Here is an 18,613-nt window from a genome sequence, read left to right as displayed (position 1 = left end):
AGCGTTTTTGTAGAAACATTATAATTTGTAATAGCCACAATTGTCGCAAAAATCAAAATCATCATCTTTTAATTTTACTGATACATAACAGCTAAATATCAGTATGTTCAACGTTTGAAACTCATGATTTTTCCAAAGTGAAAACAGACATCTATTGACGGGGTTGTAATATTATTATTCAATAAAATAGAATGAAGGCTAATTTTTACATTTTCAGTTATATGCTTTTTCAAATAATATGAATTAAAAATGAATAGTTATACATAGCGAGGTGAACTATGATATTAATATTGTTACTTTCATTATTATTAGCAGTGAGTATCGTCATAGGAGTATTTCGAAGTACTAAAAAGATATTTAATTTGAGTGCGATATTGATGACTATCTTCATATTCGTTGTTGATTTTTGGTTGTATGGATGGCACAAAGAGTCATTTAAAATTATCTTGATTTGTATCGTTATTATTGTCTTTGAAGTGTATCACATCAAAGTTAAGATGGGACAAATGGGTACTAAACGTTAATATTATTTAAATATAGTATTTTTTAAACCGTTGATCTTTTTAAGTGATCATTGGTTTTCTAATTTTGACGCTAATTCTCCTAAACAGTGTGAACTACTACAAAATATAAACTTGTCTAGTTATTTACTGACGTTTTTTAAAGCGATTATAAATATATTGCACACTTACACAAATACCAATTGCTGTAAAAATAACAATAAATAAATTCAAGAAAATTTGCCATAAATAATCATCAGGTAAATAAGAAAAAAGAAATGCGCTTGGAATAAACCATAAGAGATCCATCCATCCCATACATTTCAATGCTTGGTCTAATTCACTAGTATTTCTTTTCATTAATGCTCACCTCAATCATTACTATCTTTTATGACTTTGTAACTCCAAATACAATCTATTTATTTTTTGATTTAAAATGGTCGTAATTTTCTATAAAGAAAAACACGAAAAGCGTCACCAACTAAACAAAGAGTAACTGTGTTGTATTTTCTATATCTAAAAATATGTACGAAAATATCGAAATTATAACAAGAAAAGCCAACTTTAAGAATAATTTCTTCAATCCATTTCTCATAAAATTTCCTCATTTATTCTTCTAATAACCATTTTATTTCACTATAATCATAAGCATTCTTAACCTTTTTTCCATCAATTTTTACCGTGGGCATTTCTTCAATATGTTCATAATCTATTCTTTTTGATCACTCGCCATATTTTTCCAAGCGATACAATTACGGTTTTTATATAGATTTTTAATCTGTTTTTCCTCTGAATCTGACAAGTTAAGTTTACGTAGGACATTTTCGAGTAATTTCGGTTTCAATTGGTAGTGTTAGTTGAGACATGTTATAAATTTTATACATATAAAGTTCCTCCGTATCATTTTGTTTGTGGTTATTCATTATTATACGCGAGGACTTTATTTTTTTGAAATAATATATAAAGAGAATCGATTAAGTAAAAATGATTTTACCTAATCGATTCTCTTTTTTGGCTAGGAATAATGTCCCAGCCCCATAACCATTATTTACTAACCTTTTTTCTTCTTAATAGCGTTAATCCTAATAAACTCATTAATCCTCCTAATAAAACAGCATTTTTATTAGAACTTTTACCAGTATTTGGTAAGGCTTTCTGTTTTAATTTTACGTCTTTTCTTGTCTCAGTCATTTTATTTGAATCACTTATTTGAACTGTGTTAAATCTTTTAAATTTTGGCCTTTCACCTACAACGGTTGTTTTAATTGAATGTTCATTTTTCACTTTAACCTGGTTTACTTCAGGTGAATTAGACAAAATCTGTTTTTGGCACAGGAGGGATTTCACTATTTTCTTTTGGCGCATTCACTTTCGGAACTTCAGGTTCTGAAGGCATCTCTAGCTCGTCCTCTTTTGGAGTTATAGGAGGAACAAAGCTGTTCGGTAAAGTATCTTCTTCCTCTACGCGCCCTTGATTAGAACCACCAAAATGTGACGTCGTATCTTCTACAAATTCAATTGGGTGATGTGCGCCTGTTTTGAACGAAGGTTTATCTTTTTCTGTGTCTGCAACCAAAAATCCCAGTATTTGAGTTGCATTAACATTAGACTTCACTCATTATATAGTGCTAAATTATGTATTAAAATATGGTTGTATTAGATATATATTAACTATAAATAAAGTTTATTTTTAATCTTGTAATTGCATAATATGTTTCTTAATTTTTGTTTAATCCATTCAGCAAATAGGAAAAAGATACTTTTCATTAAATTAAGAAATAAGCAAAACGTAAGAGTGTTTGTTTTGTGAGAAGTTAAAGAAGGCAATTTAATGTTTTATAGATGTGTCAGAAAAGTACCAAATTTATATAATCATAAAGAGACAAGTATACGATTAGTAGTTGATATTTATAAATCCAAAATTCAAGTGGGAGAGAGGCACAAATAATGCACCTAAAAACGCTTATTTTAAAAGACGTGTACCATGGAACGAGCAATACTTCGTTAGAATTAGTTTTAAAAAAGATTTTAGAGGATTATGGGAAGAAAATTTATTATATAGACACAATATTAAAATTTGAAGAACAACAACTTACCAATGAATTTGCGATATTTAGTCATGACATTAATCAATTGAAAAAGTTTGACTACCCAGCGCCTGTGAGTGAAATTTATTTCTTTGAACCTGATTTATCATTTACTTTGATAGAATATGAATCTCAGGAACTGTGTCTGTATGTCAATATGGATTCAGGATTAAGATTAAATAATTGTGCAACAAACTCTGGTATTTCCCTACGCCTTAATGTCACTAAAAGTGATTTTGAAAAATTTATTAATGATTTGTTATCTGTAGAAAATATCGATGTTTAATTCTTTGAAGAAATAAAAAACAACAAAAAGCTCCTTATAAAGTGTTTACTTCATAAGGAGCTTACGAGAGATTCGGCTTTCGCATTATTTACTCAACATGCATATTTCCTTTTAATTTACGTCCTTCACGTTCAGATAAAATTAATGCACACGCTGCATCCCCAGTAATGTTAACCGCTGTACGTGTCATATCTAATAATCGGTCAATACCCAAGATGATACCAATTGCCGCTGGGTTCAAACCTACTGCTGTTAATACCATTGCTAACATAATGAGACCCACGCCAGGAACACCTGCTGTTCCAACCGATGCGATAACCGCAATTGCTACTACAGTAATCAATTGAAGTAACGTTAAATCCGCACCCATTAACTGCGCGATAAAAATAGTTGCCACACCTTGCATAATGGCTGTACCGTCCGTGTTTATTGTGGCTCCGAGAGGCTGTAGGAAACTTGCAATTTCAGGACGAACCCCCAAACGTTTCGTACATTCCATAGATACTGGTAATGCGGCGTTTGAGCTTGATCCACCAAATCCTACTGTAATCGCTGGTAAAAACCCTTTGAAAAATTCCATTGGACTACGACGTGCAAGAAATTTAACAGCACCTCCATAGACAACGAAGAAATGGATAAATAACGCAGCTAAGACGACGATAAAGTATAATCCGAGTTGTCGTATTGCCCCAAAACCTGCTTCTGTAAAAGCATGCGCGACTAAACCAAAAGTACCAATTGGCGCAAAAACGTTCATTATCATGGAAATTATATACATTAGGACTTCATTAAATTGTTCAAAGAATTTATGTACAATTTTTCCTTTTTCACCAACCATCATAATTCCAATACCGATAAAGATGGCAAATGTAATAATTTGAAGCATGTTCCCTTCAGTCATTGCTTGTACAGCATTTTTGGGGAAGAAATTAATTAACGTTTGATCAAATGTTTGATTCATCGGTGAGTCAGCACCTGATTTTTGACTATCTAATTGTTTTTGGTAAGATGCTACTTCTTCACTTTTTAATAAATCCGAATGCCCTGCACCTGGTTTAACAATTAAAGCTAAAATCATGGCAAGTGTAATCGCTAACGCAGTCGTTGTTAAGAAGAAAACCATTGTTTTTAATCCAATGCCACCTAGCAACTTCGGATCACCTACACCAATTACGCCTAGCACTATTGATACAAAAACAACAGGCACAACAAGCATAAAGATTAAATTTAAAAAGATTTGTCCAATTACATTTAAAATATATTTATCGATGAATGAAACCCACTGAGCCCCTTCAAAGAAATTAAATAACGAACCGATTGAAATCCCTAAAATAAGTGCAATTACAATCTTCATTGTAAGTCCTTTAAACTTCATATATTCATCCCCCTTTACTCAATAAAGATATTATAATCTGAAAATTAGCAAAAGAGCAATAAAAATTTTGTTTTATGTCAACTAAAAAAGGTTGAGGTTAAATATATACTAAAAATGTAAAACGGCATTTTAAGGTGATATTGTATGACATTAACAACAAATCCCCCTAAACTGGTTAGGAGGATTTTTTGAGAAGTATTCGAATTAATAGATTACTGTTTTGAATGTTTACGACGTTTTATCAAAGTAGCTAAACCAAAGATAGTTAAAAATGCCCCTATAATCCCTGTTGTTTGCGTAGATGAATCATTTCCCGTTTCTGGTAACATTTTGTCGTTTTTATACTCAGAATCCTGATTTTTCATCTGTTTGTTTTCTTTATGCGTGTTCTGTGGTGTCATCATTTTAGAGTGCATTTCATATTGATTATTCATTGAATGATGCATTTCTGATTCCAAATGCACCTTTGGTACGTTTGTGTCTGACTGACGCTCCATGTGTGGTGCTTTTTTCTCAACTTCTGGTTCTAAAATTTTTGGTGTTTCGTTTTTAGGTGCTTTTTCTCCAGAATTCTCTTTTTTCGGTATCATTTCTTGTTTTTTCTCAAGTTTGGGTTTCGGAGTTTCCATTTTATCTTTAGGTTGTGGTTTATTTTCTTTTTCTGATGGTCCATTTGGTTGAGGCATTTCATTTTTAGGCTGCTCTTTTTCTTTCTTTGGTTCAATGATTTTAATGTTGCCATCATTCCATGTATCTTTTTTTGGTGCTTTTGGCTCGCCTTTTAAAATTTTATTTAAGTCTTCATCTTTTAAGATAAAATCATCTAAATCTGCATTCGGTGCTTCTTTCTTTGGTTCAATGATTTTGATGTTGCCGTCGTTCCATGGATCTTTTTTCGGTGCTTTTGGCTCGCCTTTTAAAATTTTATTTAAGTCTTCATCTTTTAAGATAAAATCATCTAAATCTGCATTCGGTGCTTCTTTCTTTGGTTCAATGATTTTGATGTTGCCATCATTCCATGTATCTTTTTTTGGTGCTTTTGGCTCGCCTTTTAAAATTTTATTTAAGTCTTCATCTTTTAAGATAAAATCATCTGAATCTGCATTCGGTGCTTCTTTCTTTAGTTCAATGATTTTGATGTTGCCGTCGTTCCATGGATCTTTTTTCGGTGCTTTTGGCTCGCCTTTTAAAATTTTATTTAAGTCTTCATCTTTTAAGATAAAATCATCTAAATCTGCATTCGGTGCTTCTTTCTTTGGTTCAATGATTTTGATGTTGCCGTCGTTCCATGGATCTTTTTTCGGTGCTTTTGGCTCACCTTTTAAAATTTTATTTAAGTCTTCGTCTTTTAAGATAAAATCATCTGAATCTGCATTCGGTGCTTCTTTCTTTGGTTCAATGATTTTGATGTTGCCGTCGTTCCATGGATCTTTTTTAGGCGCTTTTGGTTCACCTTTTAAAATTTTATTTAAGTCTTCATCTTTTAAGATAAAATCATCTAAATCTACATTCGGTGTTTCTTTCTTTAGTTCAATGATTTTGATGTTGCCGTCGTTCCATGGATCTTTTTTAGGCTCAACAATTTTGATGTTGCCGTCATTCCATGAATCTGTTTTTCGTGTATTTTCTTTACCTTTTAAAATCTCTTTTGATTTTTCGTCATTTACAATGAAATCGTCTTTATCTAAATTGGAAGTTGTAGTGCCATAACCAGCTGCATTATTTTTATAAAATTTTAGTTCGTTCGTCCAACCCATATGTGCTGTTCTGTAGCCACTAAACATATTAGGATAACCAATAAGTTGTGTCTGATATTTTAATAGGTGCGCATCTTTTGCATATTTTCCTTCAGTGACAACGACATAATTTTTGCTTAAATCTTCTATGTCCATTTGATATCCATTGTTTGTGTAATAAATATTATTTACCATTTTAGGTGTAATATCTTTAAATGCTTTTATATTCGTTGTATCTGCAAATACACTCGGATTTAACAACCCATGACCCATGGCTTCGTAAATTTTTACTATAGGGTTACCTGCCTTAACTTGTTGACTAAGAACGTTGCCAATAAGCGTCCCACTTTTCACTTGGTTGTTTAGGTTACTGACGAAAGCAATATGCTTGAATGTATTGTTAGCTTTATTGATTTCTCTGAAAGCGCCGTTAATATTCACCCCCTTTTGAGAAATCCCCTTTAAATATTCAACATTAACTATTCTTTGTGCCGTATTTTGTCCTAATTTTGATGTAATTGTTTGATAACCATTTTGAGTTACGACTTTAGGGTCAATATAGAGATTTAAGTCTAAATTAGCCTGTACATTTTTATGATCTTTTACGTAATTCGTAAAGATATAACGTGCTCTATGATCATTTAGCAATTCACCAATTGCAACAATCTCTTTACCATGGAAGATGTGCGGGATTTTTCTTCCTTTTGATACACCATTAATATTGACATTTTTAGAGAGTTCGAAATCAAAATAGTCTCCTGGTTGTATATTATTATCAAAAAGCCATTTGTATTTTAATGTTAATTTTTCACCATTATGTGGATTAATTTTTATTTTATGTTTTCCTTGAATGACTGCTGATTGAACTTTGACTTTTTGGCTTATGTCCTGACCTTTAGGAATCAGTTGAACACTATTGTCGTTCTGTTGTGATTTTTGCGCTGCTTGTCTAATTTGCGCAGTGTTGATAGTGTCTTGAGAAATAGGCGATGCTTTTTGAATCTGTGGTTGAGGGTTTGAAGATCTTGGTGATATCGTTGGTTGAACATCATTAGCAACTTTAGTTGTTTGAATATCTTCATTTTGCGTCATTTGAGATGCTTCATGTTTTACTGGTTGTGCGATTGATTTAGATTGATGACGCTCTATACCTTCATTCGTTTTTAAATCTACGTTCTTTTGCAGATGTTGGTTACTTTGTACTGGAGTCTCTGATTTAGTTAAATTTTCATTTTTTAAATTTGTGTTGACTTGGGTTGTTTGTTGTAGTGTGTCTGGTCCTACAGTATCAACTTCTGCAGCTTTAACCTCACCTGAACTATGGTTTGCTAAAAAGATGACTGTCCCTAATACGACAGACGCTGCTCCAATTTTGTATTTTCGAATTCCATGTGTTGTTTTGACTTTGTTGTTCATTCGATTTACCTCCATTTAAAAATTATTATTAATTTTCTATAATTTTTACTACTTAGGTACACCATAACACCAAAAATAAATAATAAATAGTGCTAAACTCTATATTTAAGATATTTTAAATATAGCTTTAGATAATTTATGATTCTCTTAAGGTTCATTGTGATAACACTTCCTATTAGGGTAATATTACATAGAAGTCATTTTTTTAATTGAATGTACTAGCATTTGAAATATTTTAGAGGCATAATAAAAGAACGTTAAATTTTGAGGTGTTCTAAGTGCAGATAGAATATAAAATTTCTCAGGCTAAAAAGGGAGCCTATTTAAGTATCGTGACTTATACAGCATTAACAATTTTAAAAATAGTCTATGGTTGGTTAGCAAACAGTCACGGCCTCACCGCTGACGGGATAAATAATGCAACTGATGTTATCAGTTCCGTTGCAATCCTTATCGCATTGTATATTTCTCAAAAGCCCGTTGATAAGAACCACCCTTATGGGCATTACCGATCTGAATTTATCGCTTCCTTAATTGCATCATTTATTATGTTTGCGGTGAGTATACAAGTTATTACGACGGGCATTCGTCACTTTTATGAAGGATCTTTTCAACAACCTAGTTACTCAGCGGTCATTGTCGGCGTCCTGTCAGCAGTCATCATGTTTATTGTGTTTGTTATCAATAGAAATATTTCTAAAAAAGTGAACAGTAGTGCGTTAAAGGCAGCCAGCTATGATAATTTGTCCGATGCACTCGTATCAGTGGGAACCGTTATTGGTGTATTAGGAGTTTATATGGGTATTCCGATGTTGGATACAATTGCAGCCATTATTATCGGTTTACTCATTATGAAAACGAGTATTGATATTTTTAAAGAAACAGCGATTACACTCACTGATGGGTATGATGAAGAGGAATTAGACCATATTCATCGTATTATTTCACATATTGATGGCATTTATGAAATTAGAGATATTAAAGCAAGAAGTCATGGCGTTATGTCATTCATTGACGTTACTGTTTCCGTAAACCCAAAATTAAATGTTGTTGAAAGTCATGAAATTTCTGATCGCATTGAACATAAACTTCAACAGCGTTTAGGCGAAGTAGAAACCATTGTTCATATCGAACCGCATACATCCGAATTTTAAGGTTTTACCTCATTGATTTATCTATATCAAAAAAAGGTACGTTCAGAATCTATTTAAAATTCTGTCGTACCTTTTTTATATTTCAATCTCTATTTGTCTTCTTTTTTACGTTTTCTAAAGACTAAAATTAATCCTGTCAATGCCATGAAGAAAGCGATTAAGCCAGTTGGTTTTGATGTATTTCCAGTTTCTGGTAATTCTTTCTTATCTTGTGTTGTATTTTGAGAAGTTTTCTCTTTTTCTTCTAAACCAAATCTATCCTCATTTGCTTGAGTATTCATTTCCTTAGAAACTTTAGTATACGTATATTTTGAATCATGCTCAGCATTATAACTATTGTTAGCCACATTATTAATTGGATTCACAGATTTAACTTTCTTAGGAGCATCCTGAGAAGTTGTTGTTGTGTTCGTTTTTTTCGAATCGTTATTCTCATCAATTTCCGGTTGATTTTCACTTATTATTGTCTCTTTAGGTTGATGATTTTGATTAATTTCATTTTGAGGAATCTTCTCTAATTTATTTTGATTTCGCTTCGTTTTAGTATTTCTGTCTTGGTTCTTATTACTATCAATATAAGCGTCATTTATATTTGATTCAGAAGGTGTTTCATTCTCTTCACCTATAGAGTGGTTTAATTTATTTTCAGTATCCTCTTCAATTATAGAATGGTTAATTTTATTTTCAGTATCCTCTTCTACTATTGGATTTTCAGGAACTATTTCAGTAAGTTCATTTTCTTCTGTAATTTTTGAATCCTCATTTTGTGGAGAAGTTTGCTCTTTTAACAGGGGTTGTTTTTGATTATTTTCAAGCTCTGATGGTGTCTCATATGCATTCTTATTTGTTTTTGGTGCGTTAAAATGATTCATTTTAGAATTAAAATCCAATTTTATTGTAGGCGCTCCACCCCTAGGTGTATCTTCTTTAGGTTCGAGTGTTCTTTCTGTTTCAACTAAGTTGTTCTCTTCTACTTCTTCTGTCGCTTCACCTGTATTCGAGCCACTCATTCCTTCTGGTGTTGTGTCTTCTTCGTACTCTACGAGGTTATTTTCTTCTACCTCTTCTATCACTTCATTAGTATTTGAGCCGCTCATTCCTTCTGGTGTTGTCTCTTCTTCATATTCCACAAGGTTATTTTCTTCTATTTCTTCTGTCACTTCATTCGTGTTTGAACCGCTCATTCCCTCTTGCGTTGTATCTTCAATAAAGTCGATATAGTTACTCTCTTCTTCAAATTCCATCGCACCATTATATGCACCTGTTATTTCTTCTGTGCCTGTGTCTTCTTCAAAATCGATTGGGGCGCTGTCTTCATGTTCTTCAATAATATTTGGATTGAATCCTGTAACGTCATCTGGTTGAGAATCAAATGTTTCATTGTATTCGTCTTCCTCAACTTCTACCATTGGCCCCTCATATTGACCACGGATCACGCCGTCACCACTATCTTCTGTAAAGCTAATCAAATTGGATTCTAAAAGGGGCTGGTCTGTACCTTGACCTGTTCCATTATTTTTATAGAATACAACACCATTTTCCCATTTAACTGTTGTATAGTAATAAGGATATGTTGATGGATAGCCTGCGAACTGAGTAAGGAAATTTAATTCATTCGCCTCACTCATATATTGACCTTCATAAGTGATAATATAAGTTTTATCAAGCTGATTCATAGCTAATGTGTAACTACCATTAGTGATTGAGAGTTTATCAGTCAATGTCGAAGTGACATCTTTAAAGTTTTGCGTATCAGAAGTATCCGCATAAACACTTTGATTTAATGGGGATTGCCCTATATATTCAAATACTTTCACAGTCGGCTGACCAGTTGTGGGTATACCACTTGTCACATTTCCATTTATTATTGGATTTTGAATGGTATTTTTGATTGGATTTACGTAAGCAATATGTTTAAAAGTGTTTGTCTCTCTATATATATATTCTATTGAACCGTTAATATTCAGACCTCTATTATTAATGCCATTGAGGTAAGCGATATTTACATCTTTAGTTGTCGCTTTTCCATTTAATTGTGAAGTAATCGTCTGCTTTCCTTCAGTCGTTACTTCTTTAGGATCAATAAATAAATTCAAACTTAATGAACCAACAACATTTACTTTATTGTCAATATAATCTGTAAATGTATATCGAATATTATGCTCGTCTAATAATTGCCCCGTTGCCATGACGACAGAGCCATTTTTTAATTCAGGCAATTTTCGTGTAGATGAAATCCCATGGGTATTCACATTATTTGAGATTGAAAAATCAAAGTAATCTCCTTCTTTCATACCATTTGGAAATTGCCAATCATATTTCAACGTTACACGTTCAGCGTTATGAGGATTGACTGTGTCTTTACCTTCTATTTCTGACTTAATAATTTGAACATTTTGCGTTATGTCGTTGCCTGTAGAAATAGAAGTTGTTGAATGGCTTTGAGTGGTTTCTGGTGTTGTTAAGGAGGTGTTGTCTAATGCTGTTTGTTGAATCTTATCTGCTGATGTTTGGCTTGATGAAAACGTATCTTCTGGCGTGGGTACAATTTTTTGTTGTGACATGTCCGATGATTGAGGAGTGGCGGATGCACTGCTTTGCGATGGTGTAATTCTTTGTTGAGGAATGTCTTGAGTTGTATAACTTGTAGTGGTTTGATTTTTGGGTTTAATTTCAGTAGATGTCTCATTAGTATTTGTTTGAGTATTCGTTATGTTAGAATCATTCGTATTAGTGTAAACTTGAGCGCCTATCGTAGAATTTGCTTCTACACGATCTTCGGATGGAACAGGCTTATTGTTCTCAGCTTCAGTTGCCAACTCATTGACATTAGAAGAACTTTCCTCAGTAGTTGTGACAGCGTCTGTCGTTGTCATGCTTGAACTCGAATTTGTACTTCCAGTAGTTTCGTTATTTGTCGCACCTTCGTTTTTTTTCTTTGTCATCTCACTTTGACCTGGGATAATTTCCGCCGCTTTCGCTTTTTCTTCCGTCATTAATCCCAGAAACACGAAAAGGCCTAACAATACCGATGAAGCTCCCACTTTATATTTACGAATCGCATGTTTTTGTTTTATCTTTTTTTTCAAAATATGTTCCTCCAATATTTTCCCTTAATATTCCCTAATTTTTTTGTCATTCATGCATCTTATCACCATTTATAAAAAATAGATATCCAAAATGACATTAATTAAGTGAAATTTAAAGTTACACTTTCCACTTATTTTTACTTTATTCCTGACATGTTACACCTTATTATTTTATTCATCAATTAAATTGCTTTTATTTTAATTATGCAATAGTTTATATATTAGATACCCAATTTTTTTATCCTTCTAATGCTTATTCTCTCTCCTTTTAATTAACTGCTAAAATATAACCATTAAATATTTTTCAACATTTGCACAAAAAAACTACCTTACGTTTTGTAAGATAGTGATGTTGCCTATATTAAATGATTTTCCATAGCATATATCGCTGCTTGCGTTCGATCGGATACTTCTAATTTATTAAAAATATGACTGACATGTGTTTTAATTGTTTTTTCTGAGACAAATAACTGTGCTGCAATTTCTTTATTTGTTTTACCTTGCGCCATTTCTTTCAATACTTCGGTTTCTCGTTTAGAGAGCTTGTTTAAGTGATGGGGTTTACTTTGTACATTGTTCATAACAGCTTCAGCTTCTTTATGTACCACACGCTCCCCTGCCATTACACGTTCAATCGCATCGATCAATTGTTCTGCTTCTACATCTTTCATTTGGTACCCGTCTGCTCCCTCTTCTAAGGCAGACATAACATGTTCATCGTCGACATAGCTCGTCAATACTAATACTTTAATCGTGGGATAGTTTTGTTTCAGCTCATGAATCAATTCTATTCCATTCATCTCAGGCATGACAAGATCAACAAGTATAAGCTCTGGAGCAATTTGGGATGTTTTTAATGCTGTTAAAACATCATAGCCATTTCCATAACTGCCCACAACCTCTATATCTTCTTTTGTCGATAATAAAAACTCTAACCCTTGTCTTACAATATAATGATCATCTACAAGTGCAATTTGTTTCATCTAATCACTTCCTTTGTGGTGAATTGGAATATCTAAATCTATACAAACCCCTGAGTTTGAGCGCACATTGATATGTCCATTCATTAGTGCGACACGTTGTCTCATATGTGAAAGACCATGATGCCCTCGCTCATCAAGATGTAACGGATTAAATCCTTGACCTTTATCAGAAATTTGAACTTGTAATTGGTCATCCGTTTGATTCAGATGGACATATACTATAGACACATTGGCGTGTTTTTTACTATTATTCATCGCCTCTTGAATAATACGATACGTATGTGTTTCGATTTTTCGGTCTAAATCAATTAAACCATGCACTTTAATATCGACATTGATATGAATTAATTTCGCATATTGCTTGATTGCATGTACTAAACCTTGCTCTAAACCCACGGGCTTTAATTGCCATATGAGCGCCCTCATTTCATTCACGGCATTTTGGCTTGTTTGTTCTATTTGGCGAAAGGCCTTTTTTGAGGTTGCTTCTTGAGAAATTTGACCTGCAGCATGTGCAGTCAATTTTAAAGAGAACAACATTTGATTTACTGAATCATGTAAATCCCGCGCCAGTCGATTACGTTCATTGATAAGGGCCGCTTCTTTTTCTTGATTTGTTAAATAAATGCGTTTAATTGCAGAACCAATTTGGAACGCAACTGATTCAAGCAATTCTAAATCTTCATCTGAATAGCGTTGGGTGTGAGGTGTTGCGACATTAAGTAAACCAAATTGTTCATTGCCTGATCTTAAAGGAACTGTCGCATGATGTGTAATGTCTTCAGTCTCATCTTTAAACTCTTGGCTCGCTAGGTTGATTCTTGAACAGTTGATGATATTAGAAGCTTTTGTTAGTTTTTTGTTATGGTAGGATTGCACACACCAACATGAACCCTCTGTCATATATTTACAATTGTGATTCGTTAAGGCTTTGGGTAATGCGACATCTGCTTCTAACGTGTGGGCCCCATTCTCATCAATAAAAAAGACCCAGCCGGTCGTAAAGTCACTCCCTTGAATTAAAGATTCAAGTGCCCCATGCAACATCGGTTCCAATTCCGTTTCTTCATTTAAAAATTCAGCAATTTCTTTCAATAAGGCAAGTCGTGTTGGTTTTTCCATACTCTTCACTCCATTTATCGACTTCTATATTAGTATACACTTGAATCCAAGCGACTTCAAAATCATCATTTGACTAATCATATTGAATAATGCGATGAATATTACTCACACGTCGATAAACCATTAATTGTCCGATTCAACTCAAAGATCGTCAAATTTTTTAGTTATTTAAGTCTACAAATATGGTATGATGATTGAGGTAAGGAGGCTATTATGAAATTTACAGTAGCAGAACCGTTTAATGATATGTCATTACGAGACATGTTTAAATCTTTAAAATTACCAAAAAAAGAATTGCATTTATTAAATATGTCAAAAGAGATTATTATTAACGATGAATCCGCTTCATTAAACACAATAATTTATACAAATGATCACGTTGTACTTCCTGATTATCATGACAAAAGTCAGTATGTCCCTAGTTATCGTCATGCTCAAGTGGTCTACGAAGATGAGTATCTAGCTGTGGCATATAAACCTAAAGGCGTAAAAACACACCCGAATGATTTAAAAGAAAGTAATACATTGATGAATCATTTAATTTATACATTAAATGAAGATTACGTGGAACCTATTCATCGTTTAGACCAAGAAACAGTGGGATTACTTATTGTTGCTAAAGATCCTATTGTCAAAAAGATACTGGACCGTATGTTAGAAGAGAATGAAATACATCGAATTTACCGTGCGCAAGTAAAGAGCCTTTTACCTCTCAAACCACAAACCATTGATCAACCTATTGGAAAAGATAAGTTTCATCCCAATAAAAGACGTATTTCACCGACTGGACAACGCGCAATTACTCATGTCATCGCCTCCAAAATGGTAAAAGAAGGCGTATGTGAAGTACAACTAAAATTAGATACTGGGCGGACACATCAAATTAGAGTTCACTTGGCTTCGTTAGGGTATCCTGTCATCGGAGACCCTTTATATGGTCAATCCACGTTACGTCAATTACAACTTGAAAGTTATCAAGTTCAGTTTAAACATCCTATTCTTCAACAAGAAATTAATGTCACACTAGATGACGTGCCATCATAAAAACATCTGTCATGCGCGAAAAGCATGACAGATGTTTTTTATCTTCTATTAAATTTCTTTTTAAAACGGTTCACCCAATTCGATTTTGGACGCACGGGTTGACCGGTTTCAACAATATTTTCTTTTTTTAGATGCAAACCAAATTCCACAGCTTCCTCCATTAATTTTTCCTGAGAATTGATTGGAGGGAAGTCATTTTGCACATAGTGATAAACGCCATATCGATCTTGGTATCGTCCTTTTTGATTGTCTGAGAGTTGAAGCTCTAAATAAGAAACTAACCGTTTTGCTATTTTTTGATTGAGTACTGGGAATAAAATTTCTACACGTTTAATCATATTACGCGTCATCATATCTGCTGATGATAAATACACTTTTTCGTTGCCGTTATTATAGAAATAATAAATTCTAGAATGTTCTAAAAGTCGACCAACGATACTGACAACTTCAATATTTTCGCTGACTCCTGGTATCCCCGGTTTTAAACAACAAATTCCTCGAATAATTAATTTTATTTGAACGCCTGCTTGTGAAGCTTCAAATAATTTTTTGATTAATGCTTTATCCGTCAAAGAGTTCATTTTCATCATCATTTTACCATTACCATATTTCAAATGACTTTGAACTTCTTCCTCTATACGTTCAATAAATAAATCTCGAATTTCATACGGAGATACATTTAATTGTTGATAATCTGGTTTAATGGAGTATCCACTCAGATAATTAAAGAAACTCATTGCGTCTTTACCGATAGCGCTATTCGTTGTGATGATGCCCATATCTGTATACAATTTGGCTGTTTTATCGTTGTAGTTCCCCGTACCTAAATGCACGAATGGAACTAATTGACCATTTATACGTTTAACAATCAAAGTAATCTTACTATGCGTTTTTAAATGCGTCATTCCATACATGACGTGACATCCCGCATCTTCTAACATTCGTGCCCAGTGCACATTATTTTCTTCGTCAAAACGTGCTTTCAATTCAACGAGAACTGTCACTTGCTTTCCATTTTCTGCCGCATTTTTTAGCGCTTCAATAATTGGAGAATCGCTACTTACACGGTACAATGTTTGCTTTATAGCTATGGTATTGGGATCTTCTGAAGCCTCTTGAATGAAATCAACGATAGGCTCAAAAGATTCGTATGGATGATGGAAAAAGATATCTCTTTTCATCGCCAATTCAAATATATTATTATTCCCCAACGATTGCGGCACTTGTGGTGTATAGCGTGGATATTTTAAGTCTTTTAATTTATTAGACAGATGATCGACCAATTCAAAAACCATTGTGAGATCCAGTGGTCCTTCTGTCAGATAAACATCTTCTTGTTCTAATTCTAAAATATCAACAAGCCAATCTAAATTATTTTCAGGATGTGTACGGTTATCGATTTCTAATCTAACGGCAGCACCACTCTTACGTTCCTTTAAAAAACGTTCTATTTCAATGAGCAAATCTTCTGCGCCATCTTCGTGAATGGTTAAGTCAGCATTTCGAGTAATTCTGAATGTATACGTATTTAATATTTCATACCCTTGAAATAAGTGCCCCATAAAGTACGTAATCAAATCTTCAATCAGTACTATATAATGATGATTTCCTTCATTAATGGAGATAAATCGCTTCAACAATGTAGGAATTTGCACAATCGCCGAATTGATTTCATTACCAGTGTCTATGTCTACAAATATATTCAATGTTTTGTTGTTGAGTTTTGGGAATGGACGATACGCATCAATGCCTAACGGTGTTAACGTAGGCAAAATTTCATTTAGAAAAATAGTCTCTAACTGTTCTATGAGAGATTCATTTAAGTCATCAGGTTGACTTAAAAATACATCATAATCTCTTAACTCTTCAATAAGTTCATTATATCTTTGATATTGAAATGCGACATTTTTTCGATTTTTCTTTTCTATTGCTGACAGCTGCTCAAGAGGGGTCATTTGTGTTTTATTTTCTGGTTTGTCGAACCCCATTTTCACTTGATCTTTTAATCCTGCAACGCGAACCATGAAAAATTCATCTAAATTAGAACTTCCAATCGCGATAAAATTAAGCTGTTCTAATAGTGGATTAGAACTATCACATGATTCTTGCAATACACGATAGTTAAAATCCAACCAACTGACTTCCCGATTGTTATAATAACTTGGGTGATTGATGTCTAAATGATTATTCGTATTTGTCACTTTTAATTTTCACCTCATTAATAGATCCCAAAGGTCCTTTATGCTTAATTTAGAATAACACAACCCATATTTCGATAAACATAAAGCTAAGCTTAAGATTCTGTAAAGTTAATTTTAACTTCGTCTTTTAAAACTTTTTCAAGGTGTTTCTTTTGGCGTAGTGTTTGGTAGGCTTCAGCAATAGGTTCCCCTTGATAATAAACATCTAGTTGGAACCCTTCTTTTTGTTTTAATAAAGTTAATTGACTAACGGTGTTCGTGTTTGAAATATTCATGGCGTTAACAAATTTGACAATCCCACCTAGTGCTTGAATATGATTCATTTCATCAGAATTAAACCATCCTGTCTCATCGCTATAAAATTTTAAAAGGGTTTTATTTTTAAAACTTGCGAGTAATGCCAATGTGACACGTTCTTTATGTGTGAGACCATTGATGCTAGAGTTTGCAATAATGTAATACGTATGTTGTGAACTAGAGTCAGAATCTATAAATTTGCCTAAATAATAGAGATATGCCGCTTCTAAGAAGAGTTGTTTTAATGGTTCATCAATATCTAATTTTTTATATTTTAAAATTTGATTATATAATGATAAGGCAAGTTTCACACGTTGTTTTGCACCGCTTTGTTCAATGTGATATTCATTTGCAAGATGTTTTAGCGCATCTTGGCGTACATGATTTTTCGAAAATTCTCCTGGATATGCATTCGCAATTTGATTCATAATGAAACCTTCACGAATCCCTTTCCTTGAAAAAGTAAATGCATCCGCATCGATGATTTCATATAAAACATTAAATACAGCAACGGCAGGTAGAATAATATCTGCGCGGTCACGGCTTAAACCATCTAAATTGGTTAAATCCTCACGGGATGTTTTCTTCAATAATTGGTAAACTTCCTTTAATCCATCGTGATTCATTGTATATCCATGGACACCAGCAATAGGATATTGATGTAAAGACTGATGAATGCGTGCACAGTTACGTGCTGACCCTCCGATGCCCACAAGATGAATATCTTTATCTTTAATCCAATCTAATTGGCTAAATTCATTTTTCAAAAATTTTTCCATTTTTTTTATGGCATCTTTGTCATTGTGATCTTTACCTTCAAAAAACATACGTGATAAAGTCACGACACCGAATGGAAAGCTCGTTGCCTCTTTAATTTTACGCTTTTCGAAATAGGTCACTTCTGTTGAGCCACCGCCGATATCAACTGTAATTCCATCGTCAATACCTGTGGTATGCGTGACGGCATAAGACCCATAAAAGGCTTCATCTTCTTCTGGAATAATAATGATATCAATACCAACTTTTTTCTTTACATGTTTAATGATGTCTTTTTGATTTGTAGATTGTCGTATGGCCGCTGTTGCAATAGGATATAAATGATCGACTTCAAATTTATCAGCCACTTTTTTAAAACTGTGTAAAGCATCCGTCAATACTTCAATCCCTTCCTCTGACATACGTTGATCTTTATCTAAATATTGACTTAATCTTGCAGGTGTTTTGATGTTTTGTATTTCATTAAGTCCGATATCAGGATGAAATTGAAAAATTACTAATCGAATCGTGTTGGATCCGATATCAATTAATCCGTTCCTTTCCATT

14 protein-coding genes are annotated in these 18,613 nt (G+C 33.3%); 4 read left to right on the top strand and 10 right to left on the bottom strand.

What is annotated here, in order from left to right:
• Positions 1-278: 278 nt before the first annotated feature.
• Positions 279-524 carry a hypothetical protein gene (locus tag G8Y84_RS01550; RefSeq protein WP_105963606.1) on the top strand — a complete coding sequence of 82 codons (246 nt, stop codon included), beginning with the start codon at positions 279-281 and terminating at the stop codon, positions 522-524.
• 123 nt (positions 525-647) lie between these two features.
• Here G8Y84_RS01550 and G8Y84_RS01545 read toward each other — a convergent pair whose 3' ends face one another.
• The 3 genes from G8Y84_RS01545 to G8Y84_RS01535 form a co-directional block, all read right to left on the bottom strand.
• Positions 648-860: a DUF6007 family protein gene (locus tag G8Y84_RS01545; RefSeq protein ID WP_037574590.1), complete on the bottom strand. Its 213-nt coding sequence runs from the start codon at positions 858-860 to the stop codon at positions 648-650.
• A 684-nt stretch (positions 861-1,544) separates the two neighbouring features.
• A complete protein-coding gene (locus G8Y84_RS01540) occupies positions 1,545-1,865 on the bottom strand; it encodes an LPXTG cell wall anchor domain-containing protein (protein WP_103159565.1) in 321 nt (106 codons plus the stop codon).
• Entirely contained in the window at positions 1,810-2,076 is a 267-nt protein-coding gene (locus G8Y84_RS01535; RefSeq protein WP_103159564.1) for a fibronectin binding protein, read from the bottom strand. Before G8Y84_RS01535 ends, G8Y84_RS01540 begins: the two co-directional genes overlap by 56 nt.
• A gap of 371 nt (positions 2,077-2,447) precedes the next feature.
• Here G8Y84_RS01535 and G8Y84_RS01530 point away from each other — a divergent pair, with 371 nt between their 5' ends.
• Positions 2,448-2,873, top strand: a complete 426-nt coding sequence (locus G8Y84_RS01530) for a hypothetical protein (protein WP_165806075.1) — start codon at positions 2,448-2,450, stop codon at positions 2,871-2,873.
• 88 nt (positions 2,874-2,961) lie between these two features.
• Here the strand turns inward: G8Y84_RS01530 and G8Y84_RS01525 are convergent, their stop codons facing one another.
• Together G8Y84_RS01525 and G8Y84_RS01520 are read right to left on the bottom strand one after the other, a co-directional pair.
• The gene (locus tag G8Y84_RS01525; protein ID WP_165806074.1) at positions 2,962-4,248 is read right to left on the bottom strand and encodes a dicarboxylate/amino acid:cation symporter; all 1,287 of its coding nucleotides are present in this window, start codon (positions 4,246-4,248) and stop codon (positions 2,962-2,964) included.
• Positions 4,249-4,460: 212 nt separating this feature from the next.
• Complete coding sequence (locus G8Y84_RS01520; protein ID WP_165806073.1) at positions 4,461-7,400, bottom strand: fibrinogen-binding adhesin SdrG C-terminal domain-containing protein; 2,940 nt, start codon at positions 7,398-7,400, stop codon at positions 4,461-4,463.
• A gap of 278 nt (positions 7,401-7,678) precedes the next feature.
• Between G8Y84_RS01520 and G8Y84_RS01515 the strand changes: the two genes are divergently transcribed.
• Positions 7,679-8,554 (top strand): cation diffusion facilitator family transporter, encoded by an 876-nt coding sequence (locus tag G8Y84_RS01515; protein WP_105963527.1) that lies wholly within the window; start codon positions 7,679-7,681, stop codon positions 8,552-8,554.
• A gap of 89 nt (positions 8,555-8,643) precedes the next feature.
• Here the strand turns inward: G8Y84_RS01515 and G8Y84_RS01510 are convergent, their stop codons facing one another.
• From G8Y84_RS01510 to G8Y84_RS01500, 3 genes are all read right to left on the bottom strand, one after another.
• Positions 8,644-11,643, bottom strand: coding sequence for a fibronectin-binding protein FnbA (locus G8Y84_RS01510; protein WP_165806072.1), 3,000 nt, complete (start codon positions 11,641-11,643; stop codon positions 8,644-8,646).
• Between the two features lie 356 nt (positions 11,644-11,999).
• Positions 12,000-12,626, bottom strand: coding sequence for a response regulator (locus tag G8Y84_RS01505; RefSeq protein WP_105963529.1), 627 nt, complete (start codon positions 12,624-12,626; stop codon positions 12,000-12,002).
• Complete coding sequence (locus G8Y84_RS01500; RefSeq protein ID WP_037577226.1) at positions 12,627-13,748, bottom strand: GAF domain-containing sensor histidine kinase; 1,122 nt, start codon at positions 13,746-13,748, stop codon at positions 12,627-12,629. It lies immediately after the preceding gene.
• Between the two features lie 213 nt (positions 13,749-13,961).
• Here G8Y84_RS01500 and G8Y84_RS01495 point away from each other — a divergent pair, with 213 nt between their 5' ends.
• The gene (locus G8Y84_RS01495) at positions 13,962-14,792 is read left to right on the top strand and encodes an RluA family pseudouridine synthase (protein WP_037577228.1); all 831 of its coding nucleotides are present in this window, start codon (positions 13,962-13,964) and stop codon (positions 14,790-14,792) included.
• A 38-nt stretch (positions 14,793-14,830) separates the two neighbouring features.
• Here the strand turns inward: G8Y84_RS01495 and G8Y84_RS01490 are convergent, their stop codons facing one another.
• Entirely contained in the window at positions 14,831-16,993 is a 2,163-nt protein-coding gene (locus G8Y84_RS01490; RefSeq protein WP_037577230.1) for an RNA degradosome polyphosphate kinase, read from the bottom strand.
• A gap of 92 nt (positions 16,994-17,085) precedes the next feature.
• Positions 17,086-18,612, bottom strand: coding sequence for an exopolyphosphatase (ppx, locus tag G8Y84_RS01485; RefSeq protein ID WP_105963530.1), 1,527 nt, complete (start codon positions 18,610-18,612; stop codon positions 17,086-17,088).
• Position 18,613 lies beyond the last annotated feature (1 nt).

Origin of the sequence: Staphylococcus sp. 11511212 (assembly GCF_011394755.1) — a bacterium.
GTDB lineage: Bacteria > Bacillota > Bacilli > Staphylococcales > Staphylococcaceae > Staphylococcus > Staphylococcus chromogenes.
Note: the sequence above shows the minus strand (reverse complement) of the source record. Positions and strands in the feature narration are given on the sequence as shown.

Coding starts and splice junctions, on each gene's coding strand:
- ppx (WP_105963530.1), bottom strand. CDS start 18,612: ATGGAAAGGAACGGATTAATTGATATCGGATCCAACACGATTCGATTA.
- G8Y84_RS01545 (WP_037574590.1), bottom strand. CDS start 860: ATGAAAAGAAATACTAGTGAATTAGACCAAGCATTGAAATGTATGGGA.
- G8Y84_RS01530 (WP_165806075.1), top strand. CDS start 2,448: ATGCACCTAAAAACGCTTATTTTAAAAGACGTGTACCATGGAACGAGC.
- G8Y84_RS01540 (WP_103159565.1), bottom strand. CDS start 1,865: ATGCGCCAAAAGAAAATAGTGAAATCCCTCCTGTGCCAAAAACAGATT.
- G8Y84_RS01550 (WP_105963606.1), top strand. CDS start 279: ATGATATTAATATTGTTACTTTCATTATTATTAGCAGTGAGTATCGTC.
- G8Y84_RS01505 (WP_105963529.1), bottom strand. CDS start 12,626: ATGAAACAAATTGCACTTGTAGATGATCATTATATTGTAAGACAAGGG.
- G8Y84_RS01520 (WP_165806073.1), bottom strand. CDS start 7,400: ATGAACAACAAAGTCAAAACAACACATGGAATTCGAAAATACAAAATT.
- G8Y84_RS01525 (WP_165806074.1), bottom strand. CDS start 4,248: ATGAAGTTTAAAGGACTTACAATGAAGATTGTAATTGCACTTATTTTA.
- G8Y84_RS01495 (WP_037577228.1), top strand. CDS start 13,962: ATGAAATTTACAGTAGCAGAACCGTTTAATGATATGTCATTACGAGAC.
- G8Y84_RS01500 (WP_037577226.1), bottom strand. CDS start 13,748: ATGGAAAAACCAACACGACTTGCCTTATTGAAAGAAATTGCTGAATTT.